The 16996-nt window shown below is 55.5% G+C and carries 15 protein-coding genes; 6 read left to right on the top strand and 9 right to left on the bottom strand.

The annotated features are described in order from the left end of the window. Window positions 1-97 precede the first annotated feature (97 nt). Complete coding sequence (erpA, locus tag HNR75_RS00910) at window positions 98-445, top strand: iron-sulfur cluster insertion protein ErpA (protein ID WP_188025136.1); 348 nt, start codon at window positions 98-100, stop codon at window positions 443-445. A 52-nt stretch (window positions 446-497) separates the two neighbouring features. Here erpA and HNR75_RS00905 read toward each other — a convergent pair whose 3' ends face one another. Both HNR75_RS00905 and HNR75_RS00900 read right to left on the bottom strand, forming a co-directional pair. Further along, complete coding sequence (locus HNR75_RS00905; RefSeq protein ID WP_188025135.1) at window positions 498-695, bottom strand: hypothetical protein; 198 nt, start codon at window positions 693-695, stop codon at window positions 498-500. 151 nt (window positions 696-846) lie between these two features. Next, window positions 847-1950, bottom strand: a complete 1104-nt coding sequence (locus HNR75_RS00900) for an anhydro-N-acetylmuramic acid kinase (RefSeq protein WP_188025134.1) — start codon at window positions 1948-1950, stop codon at window positions 847-849. Window positions 1951-2059: 109 nt separating this feature from the next. On the opposite strand from HNR75_RS00900, the gene tyrS reads away from it, so the two are divergent. After that, window positions 2060-3259: a tyrosine--tRNA ligase gene (gene tyrS, locus HNR75_RS00895; protein ID WP_188025133.1), complete on the top strand. Its 1200-nt coding sequence runs from the start codon at window positions 2060-2062 to the stop codon at window positions 3257-3259. Between the two features lie 47 nt (window positions 3260-3306). Here tyrS and HNR75_RS00890 read toward each other — a convergent pair whose 3' ends face one another. Together HNR75_RS00890 and HNR75_RS00885 are read right to left on the bottom strand one after the other, a co-directional pair. Continuing rightward, the gene (locus tag HNR75_RS00890; RefSeq protein WP_188025132.1) at window positions 3307-3996 is read right to left on the bottom strand and encodes an NUDIX hydrolase; all 690 of its coding nucleotides are present in this window, start codon (window positions 3994-3996) and stop codon (window positions 3307-3309) included. Then, on the bottom strand, window positions 3993-4523 hold the full coding sequence (locus HNR75_RS00885) for a nicotinate-nicotinamide nucleotide adenylyltransferase (RefSeq protein WP_188025131.1): 531 nt from the start codon (window positions 4521-4523) through the stop codon (window positions 3993-3995). Before HNR75_RS00885 ends, HNR75_RS00890 begins: the two co-directional genes overlap by 4 nt. Before the next feature lie 197 nt (window positions 4524-4720). Between HNR75_RS00885 and pncB the strand changes: the two genes are divergently transcribed. Then, window positions 4721-5953 (top strand): nicotinate phosphoribosyltransferase, encoded by a 1233-nt coding sequence (pncB, locus tag HNR75_RS00880; RefSeq protein WP_188025130.1) that lies wholly within the window; start codon window positions 4721-4723, stop codon window positions 5951-5953. A 6-nt stretch (window positions 5954-5959) separates the two neighbouring features. Further along, a complete protein-coding gene (gene nadE / locus HNR75_RS00875; protein ID WP_188025129.1) occupies window positions 5960-7996 on the top strand; it encodes an NAD(+) synthase in 2037 nt (678 codons plus the stop codon). A 48-nt stretch (window positions 7997-8044) separates the two neighbouring features. Here nadE and HNR75_RS00870 read toward each other — a convergent pair whose 3' ends face one another. After that, a complete protein-coding gene (locus HNR75_RS00870; protein ID WP_188025128.1) occupies window positions 8045-8242 on the bottom strand; it encodes a heavy-metal-associated domain-containing protein in 198 nt (65 codons plus the stop codon). Between the two features lie 156 nt (window positions 8243-8398). Here HNR75_RS00870 and HNR75_RS00865 point away from each other — a divergent pair, with 156 nt between their 5' ends. Together HNR75_RS00865 and cueR are read left to right on the top strand one after the other, a co-directional pair. Further along, the gene (locus HNR75_RS00865; RefSeq protein ID WP_188025127.1) at window positions 8399-11008 is read left to right on the top strand and encodes a heavy metal translocating P-type ATPase; all 2610 of its coding nucleotides are present in this window, start codon (window positions 8399-8401) and stop codon (window positions 11006-11008) included. After that, window positions 11001-11429, top strand: a complete 429-nt coding sequence (gene cueR / locus HNR75_RS00860) for a Cu(I)-responsive transcriptional regulator (protein WP_188025126.1) — start codon at window positions 11001-11003, stop codon at window positions 11427-11429. Before HNR75_RS00865 ends, cueR begins: the two co-directional genes overlap by 8 nt. Here cueR and HNR75_RS00855 read toward each other — a convergent pair. The 4 genes from HNR75_RS00855 to HNR75_RS00840 are packed head-to-tail and all read right to left on the bottom strand — an operon-like array spanning window position 11383 to window position 16943. Beyond that, window positions 11383-12084 (bottom strand): CerR family C-terminal domain-containing protein, encoded by a 702-nt coding sequence (locus HNR75_RS00855; RefSeq protein WP_188025125.1) that lies wholly within the window; start codon window positions 12082-12084, stop codon window positions 11383-11385. The two genes, cueR and HNR75_RS00855, sit on opposite strands and share 47 nt — an antisense overlap. Before the next feature lie 11 nt (window positions 12085-12095). After that, complete coding sequence (locus HNR75_RS00850) at window positions 12096-13229, bottom strand: ABC transporter permease (RefSeq protein WP_223157712.1); 1134 nt, start codon at window positions 13227-13229, stop codon at window positions 12096-12098. A 3-nt stretch (window positions 13230-13232) separates the two neighbouring features. Continuing rightward, on the bottom strand, window positions 13233-15959 hold the full coding sequence (gene rbbA, locus HNR75_RS00845) for a ribosome-associated ATPase/putative transporter RbbA (RefSeq protein ID WP_188025124.1): 2727 nt from the start codon (window positions 15957-15959) through the stop codon (window positions 13233-13235). A 6-nt stretch (window positions 15960-15965) separates the two neighbouring features. Next, a complete protein-coding gene (locus HNR75_RS00840; protein ID WP_188025123.1) occupies window positions 15966-16943 on the bottom strand; it encodes an HlyD family secretion protein in 978 nt (325 codons plus the stop codon). Window positions 16944-16996: the final 53 nt, after the last annotated feature.

Genomic DNA, 16996 nt, shown 5'->3' with positions numbered 1-16996 from the left:
AGTAATACTTGAACTGTTTAGTCAGGTATTACATAATTTGCGCATTAACCGATAAGTTTACAGCGTTGTGTTTGGCCGCAGGCCGTGAGAGGTAGTTATGAGTGACGTAGCAGTGCAGTTTCCCATTGAGATGACCGATGCGGCGGCGGCGAAAGTAAAAACGTTGATCACCGAAGAGGAAAATCCAGAGCTGAAACTGCGGGTCTACATTACCGGTGGCGGCTGTTCCGGCTTCCAGTACGGCTTCACATTTGATGAGAAGATCAACGACGGCGATACCGTGGTAGAAAAAGACGGTGTCACGATGGTGGTCGATGGAATGAGCTTGCAGTATCTGGTCGGCGGTGTGGTGGATTATATCGACGGACTGGAAGGTTCGCGCTTTACTGTGACCAACCCGAATGCGACGACAACCTGTGGTTGCGGTTCCAGCTTCTCGGTGTAATCACGTTCAGAAGAGACCTGTCAGACCTATAGCCTGACAGGTCATGCAGGAATTACTTGGTTTCTGCAGCGGCAGAAGTTGCTTCAGCAGCCGGTGCAGCAGCAGAGGTTGCTTCAGCAGCAGGAGCTGCAGCAGCTGGAGCTTCAGCCGCTGGCTGTGCAGCTGGTGCAGGAGCAGCAGCTTCTTCTTTTTTACCACATGCAGTCAGAGCAACAGCTACTAAACCAGCCAGAATCAGCGCTTTTTTCATCTTGGTATCCTCAGATAAAATTATATTCCCAGTGTTACTTATAAGCGTCAGCTTGTGAGTTCTGTCACAAGCTGCGGCGTCTCATTCTACGCTCAGGTCTGATTGCCTCTCAATAGTGCACCGTAAAATAATTATAGATGATGTTTATTTATTATTTTGCCGGATAAAATGCGCCGAGAATACCCTGCCTGGTCGCACCGGTGACGGCTGGCAGATTTCCGGGGCGATGTTCGCAGAAACAGTGCGCCAGCCAGGCAAACGCGATCGCCTCCACCCAATCCGGATGCATGCCCAGTGCTTGGGTTGATGTCACCTGCCAGCCTGGCATTAATGCTGCGATCCGCTCACATAGCAGCGGATTGTGCGCACCGCCTCCGCAGAGATAAAGCCGTGCGGTATCGGCCAAAGGTCGTAAAGCATCACTAATCGTCAGCGCCGTGAACTCCAGCAAGGTGCGCTGTACATCCTGCGGGCTGACTTGCGGACAGACCGCCAGTTGCTGCAACAGCCAGTCCAGGGTAAAGGTTTCTCGTCCGGTGCTCTTGGGGTAGGGCTGGGCAAAGTAGGGATGGCTCAGCAGTCGGGTCAGCAGCGGCTGATGGATCTGCCCGCCGCCGGCCCACTGTCCGCCGGCATCATAACTGCCGTGGTGATGACGCCGGAACCAGGCATCCAGCAGGGTATTGCCGGGGCCGGTATCGAATCCGAAGACCTGATCGGCATGGCCGGGTAAGGCCGAGACATTACTGATACCGCCGATATTGAGAATAAAACGGGTTTCGTTCTCTTTGCCGAAGACCGCCTGATGAAATGCCGGTACCAGCGGGGCGCCCTGTCCGCCGAGGGCAATATCTTTCATGCGAAAATCACAGATCACATCAATACCGGTCAGGGCCGCCAGTCGGGCACCGTTGCCGATTTGCAGTGTGAAGCCCAGCTCTGGGCGGTGACGGATGGTTTGTCCGTGCGAGCCGATAGCGCAGACCTGATCGTGGCGGATACCAGCCTGCGTCAGCAAGTCGGCCACGGCGGCGGCAAACTCTTCCGCCACCTTCTGATCCAGCCAGCCCATGCGGTCGATTTCGTTTTCGCCGGGGGCGCAGATCGCGTGCAGCTGCTGAACCAGATCTTCCGGCCAGCTTCTGGCATGCGTTGCCACCAGTTCCGGCCGATCACGCTGTGGATCAAAATTCACCAGCGCGGCATCAATACCATCCATGCTGGTACCGGACATCAGACCAATATAGAGCGTCATATACCTGTTCTTGCATCATGAAATGAGTTACCGGCAGTTTACTTGCTTTTCATGTGGGCAGCCATTTCGTAAACTGTGCCCCATTTGCTGAATGTATTGGAGTAAAAGCATGTCCGAGTTGGAAACCGCATTAGCTGAAATCAAGCGCGGTGCTGAAGAGATCCTGGTAGAAGAAGAGCTGATTGCGAAATTAAAAGAAGGTCGTCCACTGCGTATCAAACTGGGCATGGACCCGACAGCACCGGATATTCACCTCGGTCATACGGTTATTCTGAACAAACTGCGCACTTTCCAGGATCTGGGACATGAAGTCATCCTGCTGATTGGTGATTTCACCGCGCTGGTTGGTGACCCATCCGGTAAGAACGCAACCCGTCCGCCGTTGTCGGAAGAAGCGATCAAAATCAACGCGCAGACCTATGCGGAGCAAGCGTTCAAAATTCTGGATCCGGCCCGTACCCGTATCGAATACAACTCGACCTGGCTGAAAGAGCTGGGTGCGACCGGCATGATCAAGCTGGCGGCGAAACAGACTGTGGCCCGTATGCTGGAACGTGACGATTTCAAAAAACGTTATGCCAATGGCCAGTCGATTGCGATCCATGAATTCCTGTACCCATTGCTGCAGGGTTATGACTCGGTCGCACTGAAAGCCGACGTCGAGCTGGGCGGTACTGATCAGAAATTCAACCTGCTGATGGGTCGTGAGCTGCAGAAAGATGCCGGTCAGCCGACACAGTGTGTGCTGATGATGCCGCTGCTGGTGGGTCTGGATGGCGTGAAAAAGATGTCCAAATCCGCCGGTAACTACATCGGGGTACATGATGCGCCGAATGATATGTTCGGCAAGATCATGTCGATCTCGGATGAGCTGATGTGGAGCTACTACGAGCTGCTGTCTACTCGTCCGCTGGCAGAAATCACCCAGTTCAAGGCCGACATTGCCGCGAACAAACTGAACCCACGTGATGTGAAAATCTGGCTGGCCAAAGAGATCATTGCCCGTTATCACGATGAAGCGGCAGCGGAAGCAGCGCATAACGATTTCACTCAGCGGTTCTCTAAAAACGCGATCCCGGATGAAATGCCGGAAGTTACCGTTGCTGCTCCGGCAGAAGGTATTGCCGTCGGTAACCTGCTGAAGGAAGCCGCGCTGGTAGAAACCACCTCGGAAGCACTGCGTATGATCAAACAGAACGCGGTGAAACGTGATGGTGAGGTCGTGGCGGATGGTAAATTGCTGGTCACTGCCGGTACGGCTGTATGGCAGGTAGGCAAGCGTAAATTTGCCCGTATCACGGTTGCATGATCTGATTTAGATATTAAAAAATCCCGCCACTGAGCGGGATTTTTTGTTTATTCATCAATGGCTTCACCCATCGCGCCCTGCATCATGCGGTCAAACAGCCGTACGGCGCAGTCAGGCTGATAGCGGTAAATGGTCGCCGGGGAGCCTCGTCCCTGAATACGGACGCCGGTATCTTCCAGTACGCCGGCACTCAGAATCCGTTCGCGGAAGGCGCGTTTATGTAACGGATTACCGAGCACGATCTCATAGATACGCTGTAACTCCGGCAGTTTCAGCTCTGTTTCCGCCAGATAGAGTGGCAACGTGCTGTAACGGGCCTTGGTACTCAGCCGTTCCAGCGCCTTTTCCAGCAATTTCGCATGGTCAAACGCCAGAGGCAGTGACTGATCGCGCACGGCATCCACCGCGACCCAGCGGGTATCCTGATGCGTCGATTCAGAAGCGCTGAACCGGATTAGTGCCAGATGCAATACCGTCATTGACCAGCCATTCGGATCGCGCTGACGGTTGCCGATGGTAGCAACCTGTTCAATGTAATCCGGTTTTAAACCCGCTTTTTGTTCCAGAATGCGGCAGGTCGCCTGTTCCAGCGACTGATCGCGATCTTCTGACACCCAGCCACCGGGCAATGCCCAGGCTCCGGGCCAGGCACGGCTGTCCGCCGGTCGTTGCCAGAGCAGCACCTGTAATTCGTGACCGGCAATCCGCAGTAATACGGTATCTATCGTACTGATCATGAGCTGGCTTCACCGTAGATGGGATGGGTTGCTAAAAAAGCGGCGACGCCCGGGGTGGTCATGGCCGAAACCGGCTGGTGATGCTGTAGTGCCGCCCGGATTTTGGTGCTGCGAACCGAAATCCGCTCTTTCACGACCAGCAATTGCCAGCGGCGGCGAATGTCATCAGCCCGGTAGAATTTATCAAAAGCGGCAGCATTATCCGGACCGATCACCAGAAACAGCTGATCTTCTGGCCGGAGCTGTGCTTGCAGTGTTTCCAGCAGATCAAAACTGTAGATCGGTTTGTCGCGGGCAATATTGTGTTCGATGGCATGCATAGTGACACGGGGATCCGCCAGATCCTGGGTAAAGAGTTTCACCATCTGGCAGCGATATTCATAAGGCGCCATGCTTTTTCCCCAGGCATGACGAAAGGCCGGTACCAGCCAGACCTGATCACACTGTTTTAACGCCTGTTCAATGACATCTTTATGGCCAAGCGTGGGTGGATTAAACGCAGAACCCATCACAGCTATTCGGGACATCGGTAAACCTTATCTGTTTTCATACGCGGAAATAATAATTGACATATTGGTTCCTCTGCAATACCTTTCTCTCATTGGTATCTTACAGGAACCAATTCAGTGTGCTGAAAATAGTGTGCTGAAAATGAAGATGACCGGTACTGATAAACTGAAATTGTATTTAAGCGCTCAATCCGCGTGAAAATGGGAGCTGCTGTATGCCCGACACCCTCTGTGTACAAAGCCTGATCGACACCGATTTTTATAAACTCACCATGCAACAAGCCTATCTGCATCAGTTACCGAATGCAGAGGGTGTCTGGGAATTCCGCTGCCGTACCGATGAAGATCTGACGCTGTATGCAGCTGAAATCCGCGAGCAACTGGATGCCCTGGCGGATCTGCGGGTGACCGAAGATCAGCTCACCTATCTGCGCAGCCGGGCTCCTTACCTGAAAGATGATTACCTCGCTTTTCTGCGCCTGTTCCGCTTCAATATGGCGCAACTGAATGTCAGCATCGACCAGGGAAGTCTGGCGATTAAGGTGCAGGGGCCGCAGCTGCATGTCTCTCCGTTTGAAATTCCGGTGATGGCTACTGTCAGCGAGATCCGCAATAAAGTGCGGTATCCAGACGTGGATGAAGAGCAAATCCGCAAAAGTACCCGGCATAAAATTCAGCAGTTGGAACAATTCGGTGACAGCGTTGACCTGAGTGATTTCCGCTTCTTTGATTTTGGTACCCGCCGTCGTTTCAGCTACCGGGCGCAGTATATTGTGACGGATATGCTGAAGCAGGCGTTACCGCAACAGTTCGGCGGTACCAGCAATATTCATCTGGCACAGGAGCTGCATCTGCCGTTTCTGGGCACCATGGCCCACGAATGGCTGCAGACCCATCAGGGGTTGAATTACCGTCTGGTGGACAGTCAGAAGGCGGCGCTGGAAAACTGGGTGCGGGAATACCGGGGCGATCTTGGTGTCGCGTTAACCGATGTGATCGGTGTCGATGCTTTCTGCCGCGATTTGGATCGCTATTTCGCCAAACTGTATGATGGTTTTCGTCATGACAGTGGCGATCCTATCCTCTGGGGTGAGAAAATCATCCGCCGTCTGGAAGAACTGCGGGTTGATCCTATTCGTAAAACGCTGGTGTTCTCCGACGGGCTCGATTTTGCCCGGGCGGTACAAATTTATAAGCACTTTAAAGGCCGGATACAAACTTCGTTTGGTATCGGTACCTGGCTGATGGCCGACTTTGAGGTGAACCAGCCACTGAATGTGGTGATGAAAATGGTCAGCCTTGGTGGCCAGCCAGTGGCTAAAATATCGGATAGCCCCGGAAAAACCATGTGTCACGACCGGGCATTTCTGACCTATTTAATGGACGTTTTTGCAGTTGATGCCGGCGTTCGAGAGCATATTTTGCTCAGCGCCGGACAGGGAGTATAACGAATCATGCGTCAAACACTGACAATCGCTACCGCCAGTATTAATACCACTCCGTTGGATCTGGACGGAAATCTGGCCTTAATCCGTGCCGCCGTCGCTGAAGCGGAACAACAGCAGGCTGATGTCCTCCTGTTACCGGAGCTGGTGCTGACCGGTTACGGTTGTGAAGATATGTTTTTTTCCGCCGACTGGGTGGCGGGAATACCGGCCTATCTGAGTCAGCTGGCAGAGACCTTGCCGCCGTCGATGATGGTGGCGGTCGGTTTTCCGCTGCTGATCACTGGCGGACAGGTCTTTAATGCGGTGGCACTGCTGAGCCAGTATCAAATCCACGGCGTGGTCTGTAAGCAGCATCTGGCACGTAACGGTATTCACTATGAACCACGCTGGTTTACTCCCTGGCCAGCCGGTGAGGTGATGACGCTGGAGCTGGCAGGTCAGCATGTGCCAGTCGGCGATATTGTATTTGAGGTCGAAGGCATTCGTCTCGGTTTTGAGATCTGTGAAGACTCCTGGGTCGCATCACGTCCGGGGCGCAGTCTGTATGAACGTCAGGTTGACGTGATCATGAATCCTTCCGCCAGCCATTTTGCCTTGGGTAAACAGAAGATCCGTCGTCAGTTTGTCTGTGAAGGCTCCCGGGCTTACGGCGCCGTGTATGTCTATACCAACCTGCTGGGCTGTGAAGCCGGGCGTGCGGTGTATGACGGGGATGCGATGATCGCCAGCAATGGCGAGCTGGTGATGAGTTCTGATCGCCTGAGCTTTGCGCCATGGCGGGTGCAATCTGCCACTGTGGATATCGGCCTTAACCGTTCACAACGCATGATCAGCAGTCAGCGTCTGCAGCCGGCGGAACAGCGCGGTATTGTGATTGTGCCGTTTGACTGGCAAGAAGAAGACTACCATCGTGAATTATCGCCACAAACGACGTTTGCCGATGAAGATCCGCATGCGGCGGCTTGTCGCGCCATTGCGCTCGGTCTTTGGGACTGGCAGCGGAAAACCTATACCAGCGGTTATGCGCTGAGCCTGAGTGGTGGTGCCGATTCTGCGCTGTGCGGCACACTGGTCTGGTTTGCGCAGGTGCAGGCGGTGCTGACGTTAGGTGAAGAAGCGTATTGTCAGACGCTGGCGCAGGGCCGGATCAATGTTGCTCTGCGTGGGGATAAACCGCTGCTAGCCTGGATCCATGATGATGTGATGCCGCATGTGCTGACCACGGTCTATCAGGGCTCGGCGCACAGCGGTAATGTCACCCGCAGTGCCGCGGCCGGTCTGTCCGATGAAATGGGCGCGCTGCATTATGACTGGTCGATTGCCGAGCTGGTGGCTGGTTATCTGAAGCTGGTTAACGATCTGACGCCAGGCGATCCGATGACCTGGGAACGCGATGATCTGGCACTGCAGAATATTCAGGCGCGGGTGCGTTCTCCGGGAATTTGGCTGATTGCCAACCGTCAGAACAAACTGCTGATGGCGACTTCCAATCTGTCGGAAGCGAGCGTCGGTTACTGCACCATGGATGGCGATACCTCCGGTGTGCTGTCACCGATTGGCGGGGTCAGCAAATCCCGCGTACTGCAGATCAACCGCTACATCATGGAGCAGGGTATCCCGCTGCAGGACAGCCCGGACTTGCCGCGTCTGGCATTGGCCGCGATGGAAGCGATCGTGAATCAGGCACCGACGGCGGAATTGCGTCCGGTCGAGCAGACCGATGAAGCCGATCTGATGCCGTATCCGGTGATGGATGCCATCCGTCGGATTAATCAGACCCAGAATGTCACGCCGAAAGGGGTGTTGCAGGTGTTATTGCGTGGTGAATACGCGCAGATGTATTCCAAAGAACAGCTGGTCGCCTGGATCAAGCGTTACTTCGGTCTGTACTGTCGTAATCAGTGGAAACGGGAACGTATTGCGGCCAGTTTCCATATCGAGGCTGACAGTGCCGATCCGAAAACCTACCGTCGTTTCCCGATCCTGGCGAATCAGCTGAAACGGGAACTGGCAGAGATGGAAGCGTTCGCGCGCCAGCTCTGATGTGATATTCAGTCCCCTCTTGCCACAAGAGGGGATTTCATCCAGCGACTACAGCTCAGTCGGGGTATAACCGGCATCTTCCAGTAAGCCGATCAGTTCGGCGCTGTTCAGCTTTCCATCCACGGCCACTTTATGCTGGCCTAAATCAATCTGGAGCTGTGCCTGCGGGTCGGCCTGCTGAATTAATCTGGTGATCGTCGCCACGCAATGCTGGCAGGTCATATCGGGTACGTGCAGTGTTGTCATCAGAACTCTCCTCAGTGATTTGCTATCAGTCTGCACCTTGCCGCTATTGGAAGGTCAAGCTTTGTTAACAGAATAATTGTTTAAATATTCGGCTTGACCTTGCCATGATGTCAAGGAGGAAGCTATTACTATAGCGAACAAAACAGGAACACAATCATGACCGGACAGAAAACAGAACGGCTGATGTTGCCGATTCAGGGGATGTACTGCGCTGCCTGTGCGACGCGTCTGGAAAAAGTATTAGGCAAGGTAGAAGGCGTCCGTCACGTCAGTGTGAATCTGGCCACTGAAAAGGCGCAGATAGAAAGTGACGTTAAAATCGCGCCGGCCGCCTTCATTTCGGCTGTGGAAAAAGCCGGCTTTACCGTGCCGCAACGCACCGTCACTCTGCAGATCAAGGGGATGCACTGCGCCGCCTGTGCGACGCGTCTGGAAAAAGTATTAGGCAAGGTAGAAGGCGTCCGTCACGTCAGTGTGAATCTGGCCACTGAAAAGGCGCAGATAGAAAGTGACGTTAAAATCGCGCCGGCCGCCTTCATTTCGGCTGTGGAAAAAGCCGGCTTTACCGTGCCGCAACGCACCGTCACTCTGCAGATCAAGGGGATGCACTGCGCCGCCTGTCAGCAGCGGCTGGAAAAGGTTTTGAACCGTGAACCCGGCGTGATTTCCGCGGTGGTCAATCTGGCCAGCGAAAAGGCCCGGCTGCAGGTATTGTCGGATGTGGCCGATGCGCAACTGCTGCAGGCGATCGCCAAAGCCGGCTATGAAGGGATTGTGCCGGATCTGAACGCCAGTGCCGCGGAACAGGCGCAGCCGAAGCGTGATACCGATCGTGACTGGCTGATCGTGGGTGCGCTGTGTACCGTCCCGCTGTTGCTGCCGATGATCGCCGGCTTGTGGGGGGCATCGTTCCAGTTGCCGGTGTTCTGGCAGTTTGTGCTGGCGTCGATCGTGCAATTTGGTCTGGGCTGGCGTTTCTACCGCGGCGCCTGGGCGGCCTTACGGGTCGGCAGCAGCAATATGGATGTGCTGGTGGCGCTGGGTACGACTGCGGCTTATGGCTTATCGCTCTATCAGTGGCTGTTGCAGGCGCATCACGCGCATCTCTATTTCGAATCCTCGGCGACCGTGATCACGCTGGTCTGGTTTGGCAAGTGGCTGGAGCAGCGCGCCAAACGTCAGACCAGCGAAGCGATCCGGGCCTTGCAAGCACTCAGACCTGACCAGGCCTGGGTTGAACGTGATGGCGTGGAACAGTGGTTGCCTCTGGCCATGATCAGGCTGGGTGATCGGGTCCGGGTGCGTGCCGGTGAACGGATACCGGTGGATGGCGAGATCATTGATGGTTCCAGTCATCTGGATGAATCGCTGCTGACTGGCGAGAGCCTGCCGGTCAGTAAAGAGGCGGGTGACAAAGTCAGTACCGGCGCCATGAACGGCGAAGGTCTGTTGTGGCTGCGAACCGCAGCTTTAGGTGAGGACACCCTGCTGGCGCGGATCATCGCCCGGGTCGAACTGGCGCAGATGGCCAAACCGCCTATCCAGCAAAAAGTTGACCAAATCAGTGCGGTATTTGTGCCGGTGGTGCTGGTACTGGCCTTGCTGACCATCACCGGCTGGTATCTGGTCACCGGTCAGGGCGAAGCGGCATTGATTCATGCCGTGTCAGTGCTGGTGATCGCTTGTCCGTGTGCGTTAGGTCTGGCAACTCCGGCCGCCATTATGGCCGGAACCGGCACCGCTGCCCGGCACGGCATTCTGATCCGGGATGCGGAAGTGCTGGAAAAAGCCGAAAAAGTCGACATGGTGGTGTTTGATAAAACCGGCACGCTGACCATCGGCCACCCGGCCCTGAGTGCGCAGCAGGTCCGCAGCATCACTGATGAACAGGCGCTGCTCATCGCCGCTGCTTTGCAGCAGGGCAGTGCGCATCCGCTGGGTATTGCACTGCAGCAGGCTGCGCAGCAACAGGGACTGGCCTTACCGCTGTTATCAGAAATCAGTACCGTAGCCGGTATCGGGGTGCAGGGCACATGGCAGGATAGGGATTATGCGCTGGTCGGTGCACAGGGGCTGCTCCGCTTTGATGTGACACCGGATGCCTCATTACAGGCTGGTGTGGAACAACAATATCAACAGGGACGTACCGTCTCTTGGTTAATTGAAAATGGTAATGTTGTCGCCTGGTTTGCGTTTCAGGATCCAGCGAAGCCGGAAGCGGCTGCGGCAATCAAAACCCTGCAACAGCAAGGCGTCAAAGTAGCGCTGCTCAGCGGCGATCATCAGCAAAGCGTGGAACAGATGGCCCGGTTACTGGGTATTGATGAGATGGCAGCGCAGGTATTGCCGGAGCAAAAAGCAGAAGCGGTTGTTCACTGGCGCAAACAGGGTTTTACGGTCGCAATGGTCGGTGATGGCATTAATGATGCGCCAGCACTGGCTGAATCCGATCTCGGTATTGCCATGGGCTCGGGGACGGATGTCGCTATGGCCAGTGCGGCGATGACGCTGATGCGTAACGATCCGCGGGCTGTCGCCGATGCGCTGACGATTGCACGGCTGACCAGCCGCAAAATCCGGCAGAATCTGTTCTGGGCCTTTATTTATAACGTCGTGGCTCTGCCACTGGCTGTACTGGGTTTTCTGGATCCGGTACTGGCCGGCGCCGCCATGGCGTTCAGTTCGGTGAGTGTGGTGACCAATGCGTTGTGGCTGACACGCTGGCGCCCGGCATGGTCAGTGAATAAGGAACAGCAAGATGTCTGATATGTTTATCACGATTGGTGAAATGGCAAAACGCAGCGGCCTGACCGCCAAAATGATCCGTCATTATGAGAGTCTGGGTTTGCTGCCACCGGCGATACGCAGTGATGCCGGTTACCGGCATTATCAGGAACAGGACGTACAGCAACTGCGTTTTATCCGCCAGGCCCGGGAGCTGGGGTTCTCCCTGCCGCAAATTGGTGAACTGCTGTCGCTCTGGCATGACGAACAACGTCCCAGCAGCAAGGTAAAACAGCTGGCACAGGAACATATTGCCGTGCTGGAGCAGAAAATTGCCGAACTGACCCAGATGAAGGCTGGGCTGGAAACGCTGGTCAGCCGTTGTCAGGGCGATGACAATCCAGATTGCCCGATCCTCAACGAACTGGCGCAGCCGGATTCGCCTTGCTGTCAGCATAATTAAACGTCATCCCGGCAATCGTCGCCTGACTGAATCGGGCGATGGTTGCCTTTATCTGTTGCCATTCTGCGGGAGTGAATTCCAGCGGCCAGTTAAGGCGGCGGCTCAGCGTTGCTTTCCCTATCGCAAAGCCAATCAGCTGGCCGAGGTAGGCATGTGCCAGCAGGATATTATCCTCTGACTCGGCGTCGTCCGACGTGATCCGGGCAATCAGTTTTCCTATCATGTCATGCGCCGGCTGCATAAATCCGGTATATAAAATTTCAGATGCTGCGGTCGGATGAAATTGTTCCCGGGTCAGAAGGATAAACCAGCTCTTCTGATGTTCCGGCGCGAAGGCAATCTCCGCCAGTTTCAAGGTTATATCCAGTAACAGCGACTGCGGCGATTCAGCACTGAGTCGCGATTCTGCCTGTTTCTGCAAGTCACAGATCTGTGGACCAACATTAGCTGCGATTTGTTTCGCAACAGCAAGATAAACCCCTTCTTTCCCGCCAAAATGATACGGAATAGCGGCCTGGTTAACCTGTGCAGCCTCTGCCAGCTGGCGGGTGGTCACGCCATCAAATCCATAACGACCGAACAGCTCCAGCCCGGTATCAATCAGCCGTTGCCGCGTAGCTTCACTGCGGGGATCAGTCAGCGGAGAGACAGGCATATTCATTCTCCTCAGAGTTGTGTCTGAGTAACCGCACGGCGAAACCGGGCCAGTGCGACCAAAAAGAAAACAGAACCTACCGCGATCATGGCCAGTAAATCCGGCCAGATGATATCCAGACCGGCGCCGCGGTAAAGAATGGCCTGCGCCAGCCGGACAAAATAGGTACTGGGTGCCGCCAGCATGATCTGCTGTACCAGCTCCGGCATGCTTTCTCGTGGGGTGACACCGCCGGAGAGCATTTCCAGCGGGACAATGGTCAGAATGATGAGCAAACCTAACTGCGGCATGGAGCGGGCAATCGTGCCGAGAAAAATGCCGATGGAGGCGGCAGAAAAGAGATAAAACACCGCACAGAACAGAAACAGCGGCAGGGAACCGGCAATCGGTACGGCCAGCACACCCTGCACAATTACCGTCAGTGCCACAATAGTGCCGAGCAGTACTGCCAGATTGTTGGCCCAGATCTTGGCCATCATGATCTCAAACGGTGTCAGCGGCATGACCAGCAGATGTTCCAGCGTGCCATGTTCCCGTTCCCGGATAAAGGCGGCCCCGACCAGAATGATGGTCAGCATGTTGATGTTGTTGATGGTTTCCATCACCCCGCCGAACCAGTAGCCGGTGAGATTGGGATTGAAACGCACCCGGGTGACCAGTTTGATCGGAAGCGAGGCACTATCCCGTTTTCCGGTCAGATATTCATTCAGTTCCGCCGCAAAAATCTGCTGAATATAACTGGCGCCGATAAACGACTGACTCATGACCGTGGCATCAATATTGATTTGAATGGCCGGACGGTGACCAGCATTCAGATCCCGCTGGAAATGGGCCGGTATCACAATGGCAAACGTATAGTGTCCCTGATCCATGGCCGGGTCCATCTGATGCAGAGCGATATTTTCCGGCGGATTAAAATAGGGCGGGGTCAGGGCGCGCGCCAGACGTGCCGACAGCGGGGAGTGATCCTCGTCCACAATCGCCACCGGGGAGTGGTTAAGTTCCTGAGATACCCCCTTTGCGGCACTGTAAATACCGCCGGTGAATGCCCAGACGATCAGTACCAATAGCACCCGATCCGCCCACAGACTACGTAGTTCTTTGATGCCCAGCCGCCAGATATTACTGAGATGGTTATTCATCATGGCCTACCTTTCCTGTTTGGGCAGCAACAGCAGCGACAGCAGTGTCAGCACGGGAATAAATGCGGCAAGCTTTAACAACGGACCGAGCAGATCATAAAAACCGAGCGCTTTGGTAAATACGCCCCGGCTGATGATCAAAAAGTACGTCGCCGGTGAGCCCTGTCCAATGCTGTAAGCCATCCCGCTCAGCGAGTCGACCGGCGTGGTCAGGCCGGAAAACTGGACGGTTGGTAACATGGTCAGTATGGCGGTGCCGAACAGCGCGGCGATCTGTGTGCGGGTAAAGGTCGACATCAGCAGACCCACGCCGGTCGTAACGGTGACAAAGATCAGCGCGCTGAATGTCAGCGTGGCCAGACTGCCCTTGATTGGCACGTCAAACATCCAGACCGCCTGGAGGACCAGCAGGACATAACTCATCATGGACACCACAATGTAGGGCAACTGCTTGCCCAGCAGAAATTCAAGCCGGGTAACGGGGGTGACATACAGATTGGTGATGGAACCGAGCTCTTTTTCACGCACCACCCCCAAGGCCATCAGAATGGCAGGAATAAAGACCAGCAGCAGCGGGATCACGGCAGGTACCATGGCGTAAATACTGCGGAAATCCTGGTTATAGCGGTAGCGCAGGAGCATGTCCGTGGGAAGTAACTGCGGTTCTGTACCGGTGGTTGTCGTGATCAGATCAAGCAGATACTGCTGATGTAATCCCTGTACATAACCGAGCGTCATTTCGCCGCGATAGGGTAACGCGCCATCGATCCAGGCCGCTATTTCCGGCTGACGGGCCAGATGCAGATCCCGTCCAAACCCGGGCGGGATCTCGATGGCCAGCGACAGTTCACCGCTGTGCATGCGCTGTTCCATTTCCTGCGCGGTGGCAATCGGTGGCTGCAGCAGGAAATAGCGGGAGCCCGCAAAATTCTGAATATAATCACGCGACTCCGGTGATTGATCCTGATCCAGCACCGCAAAGCGCAGGTCCTCCACATCCATTGATATGCCGTACCCCAGCACCGACATCATGATGACCGATCCCAGCAGGGCAAATGCCAGCCGGATCGTGTCACGTTTTAATTCGAGCGCCTCCCGGTAGGCATAAGCCAGCAGGCGGCGCAGACTGAAGGCCTGCCGGGGGGCGCGGTGATTTTCGTTGATCACCGGAGCCGCGTTTTCCGCCGCCGGGGATTCTTCATTCGCGGTCGCTTCTTCCAGATAGGCGATGAAAGCCGCTTCCAGGCTCTCCGACTGTTTTCCGGCCCGCAAGGCATCCGGAGTATCACTGGCCAGCACCTGGCCGGCATGCATCAGGGATATCCGGTCGCAGCGTTCCGCCTCATTCATGAAATGGGTGGAAATAAAGATGGTCACTCCCTGCTGCCGGGACAATTCCACCAGTAATTCCCAGAACTGATCGCGGGCGATCGGATCCACCCCGGAGGTGGGTTCATCCAGAATCAGTAGCCGGGGCTCGTGTACGACCGCCACTGCCAGGGATAAGCGCTGGCGGATCCCGAGCGGCAGTCCCACAGACGGCTGATTGACATACGGTTTCAGTTCAAAGCGGCGGAGCAGGTTTTCCACCCTGTCCGGGATTTTCTCCTCCGGCAGATGAAACAACCGCGCATGCAGTTCCAGATTCTGTAATACCGTCAATTCGCCATACAGCGAGAACGCCTGAGACATATAGCCCACCTGACGGCGGGTCGTCATATCGCGGGTATCCACCGGGTTACCAAACAGACGGGCCGAACCTTCGGTCGGAGGCAGCAGACCGGTCAGCATTTTCATGGTGGTGGTTTTGCCGCAGCCATTGGAGCCGAGAAAACCGAAAATCTCGCCTTTCTCAATGGCAAAACTGACCTGATTTACGGCCGTGAAATCACCGAAACGCTGGGTGAGCCCATTGGCTTCAATGGCGAGCTGCGCATGATCCTGCGCTCTGGGCGGAATTACCAGTGCCCGGTGGCCTTGCTGACGTTCTGCGGGTAGCAAACGGATGAAGGCCTCTTCCAGTGTCTGGCTCTCCGTTTGCCGTTTTAGTTCGGACGGGGAGCCGGTACCGATGATCTTTCCGGCATCCATCGCAATCAGCCAGTCAAAATGCTCCGCTTCCTCCATGTAGGCGGTAGCCACCACGACCGTCATCGCCGGATGACGGGTCCGGATACGCAGGATCAGTTCCCAGAACTGACGGCGGGAGAGGGGATCAACCCCAGTAGTGGGTTCATCCAGAATCAGCAGATCCGGATCGTGAATCAGTGCGCAGCAGAGCCCCAGTTTCTGCTTCATGCCGCCGGAGAGTTTCGCCGCCGGACGATCATGAAAGGCGGCCAGTCCGGTGGCGGTCAGCAGTTCGTGGATCCGCACAGTCCGGGAACGGCTGTCCAGACCAAACAGACGGGCAAAGAAATCGACATTTTCGGTCACCGACAGGGTCGGGTAGAGATTGCGGCCGAGCCCTTGTGGCATGTAGGCGATGCGGGGCAGCAGGGTTTCGCGTAAATGACGGCTGCCGATATCGGTATCCAGTACGCTGATCTGTCCCTGCTGAATTTTACGGGCGCCAGCGATCAGCGCCAGCAGTGAGGATTTGCCGACACCATCCGGGCCAATCAGCCCGACCATCCCTCCGACAGGAATGGTAACACTGACCTCATCCAGTGCCTTCACTGTGCCGTATTTCAGCGTCACGGCAGAAAGCTGAGCGACCGTTTTTGCAACCATGACGGATTACCTCACCGGTAATTGGGCCGGCCATTCCGTATCAGCAGACAATTTGATGTAAGCCACGCCCGGCATCCCCGGTTTAGCCAGGGCAGCGTGGGCCAGCAGCCAGTCAGGATCGACCCTGACCTTGATGCGGAACATGAGCTTTTCCCGCTCATTGCGGGTTTCTACCTCTTTGGGCGTGAATTGTGCGCGGGGAGCGACATAGACCACTTTCGCCGGGATCGGTTCCGGCAGTGCATCCAGCATGATACGCGCCGGAGTGCCCAACATGACCTGACCAGACTCGGCCGCAGAGAGGTAAACCGACATATACACATCCGACAGATCCAGCAAGGTCACCACCTTACTGCCGGCAGCCAGCACTTCACCCGGTTCGGCCAGCCGATAGAGTACCCGCCCGGAGATGGGCGCGGTCAGGGTGGCGTCCTGCAACGTGCTGCGAATGACATCCGCGCTGGCGTTGGCGGCCGCTTCGGTTGCGTCGGCCGCGCTGACCCGGGTCTGTGCCGCATTGAAATTGGCTTTGGCAACCTGTAACGCACTGCGCACCTGATCCAGCTGATCTTTACTGATGAAATTTTTACTCATCAGCTTTTCGGATCGCTCCAGCGTCACTTTCGCCAGATTGTACTGGCTTTGCGCACTGGCTACGCCGGCAAGGGCTTCCTGTTTGCTTTGCTGTGCCTGGAGAATTTGCGCTTCTGCAGCGCGTAACTGTGCCCGGATATCGTTGACTTCCAGTTCCGCTATTTTCTGATGCTGTTGCAGATGATCGCCTTCATCCGCATAAACCGAGGCGACTCTGCCGGCGATTTTGGTTGCCACATCGACTTCGGTGGCTTCCAGCCGGCCATTGCCGTAAAGCAGGTCTGACGATAAATCTGCCGGTTGCCGGTAATACCAGACTGTACCCGCAATAGCGATAGCAAAGAGTAACAGCAGCAACAGGCTGCGACGCAAAGAGGTAGATGCACTCATGGACTATTCCTGCCGTCATCGGGCGGCGCATCCGGATCGTTGCTCTAATTATA

Source organism: Tolumonas osonensis (genome assembly GCF_014202415.1).
Lineage (GTDB): Bacteria > Pseudomonadota > Gammaproteobacteria > Enterobacterales > Aeromonadaceae > Tolumonas > Tolumonas osonensis.
The sequence above is the reverse complement of the archived record's forward strand: the minus strand, read 5'-3'. Positions and strand labels throughout refer to the sequence as shown.

Coding starts and splice junctions, on each gene's coding strand:
- HNR75_RS00890 (WP_188025132.1), bottom strand. CDS start 3,996: ATGATCAGTACGATAGATACCGTATTACTGCGGATTGCCGGTCACGAA.
- HNR75_RS00900 (WP_188025134.1), bottom strand. CDS start 1,950: ATGACGCTCTATATTGGTCTGATGTCCGGTACCAGCATGGATGGTATT.
- HNR75_RS00850 (WP_223157712.1), bottom strand. CDS start 13,229: ATGATGAATAACCATCTCAGTAATATCTGGCGGCTGGGCATCAAAGAA.
- HNR75_RS00905 (WP_188025135.1), bottom strand. CDS start 695: ATGAAAAAAGCGCTGATTCTGGCTGGTTTAGTAGCTGTTGCTCTGACT.
- rbbA (WP_188025124.1), bottom strand. CDS start 15,959: ATGGTTGCAAAAACGGTCGCTCAGCTTTCTGCCGTGACGCTGAAATAC.
- HNR75_RS00855 (WP_188025125.1), bottom strand. CDS start 12,084: ATGCCTGTCTCTCCGCTGACTGATCCCCGCAGTGAAGCTACGCGGCAA.
- cueR (WP_188025126.1), top strand. CDS start 11,001: ATGTCTGATATGTTTATCACGATTGGTGAAATGGCAAAACGCAGCGGC.
- tyrS (WP_188025133.1), top strand. CDS start 2,060: ATGTCCGAGTTGGAAACCGCATTAGCTGAAATCAAGCGCGGTGCTGAA.
- pncB (WP_188025130.1), top strand. CDS start 4,721: ATGCCCGACACCCTCTGTGTACAAAGCCTGATCGACACCGATTTTTAT.
- HNR75_RS00865 (WP_188025127.1), top strand. CDS start 8,399: ATGACCGGACAGAAAACAGAACGGCTGATGTTGCCGATTCAGGGGATG.
- HNR75_RS00840 (WP_188025123.1), bottom strand. CDS start 16,943: ATGAGTGCATCTACCTCTTTGCGTCGCAGCCTGTTGCTGCTGTTACTC.
- erpA (WP_188025136.1), top strand. CDS start 98: ATGAGTGACGTAGCAGTGCAGTTTCCCATTGAGATGACCGATGCGGCG.
- HNR75_RS00870 (WP_188025128.1), bottom strand. CDS start 8,242: ATGACAACACTGCACGTACCCGATATGACCTGCCAGCATTGCGTGGCG.
- HNR75_RS00885 (WP_188025131.1), bottom strand. CDS start 4,523: ATGTCCCGAATAGCTGTGATGGGTTCTGCGTTTAATCCACCCACGCTT.
- nadE (WP_188025129.1), top strand. CDS start 5,960: ATGCGTCAAACACTGACAATCGCTACCGCCAGTATTAATACCACTCCG.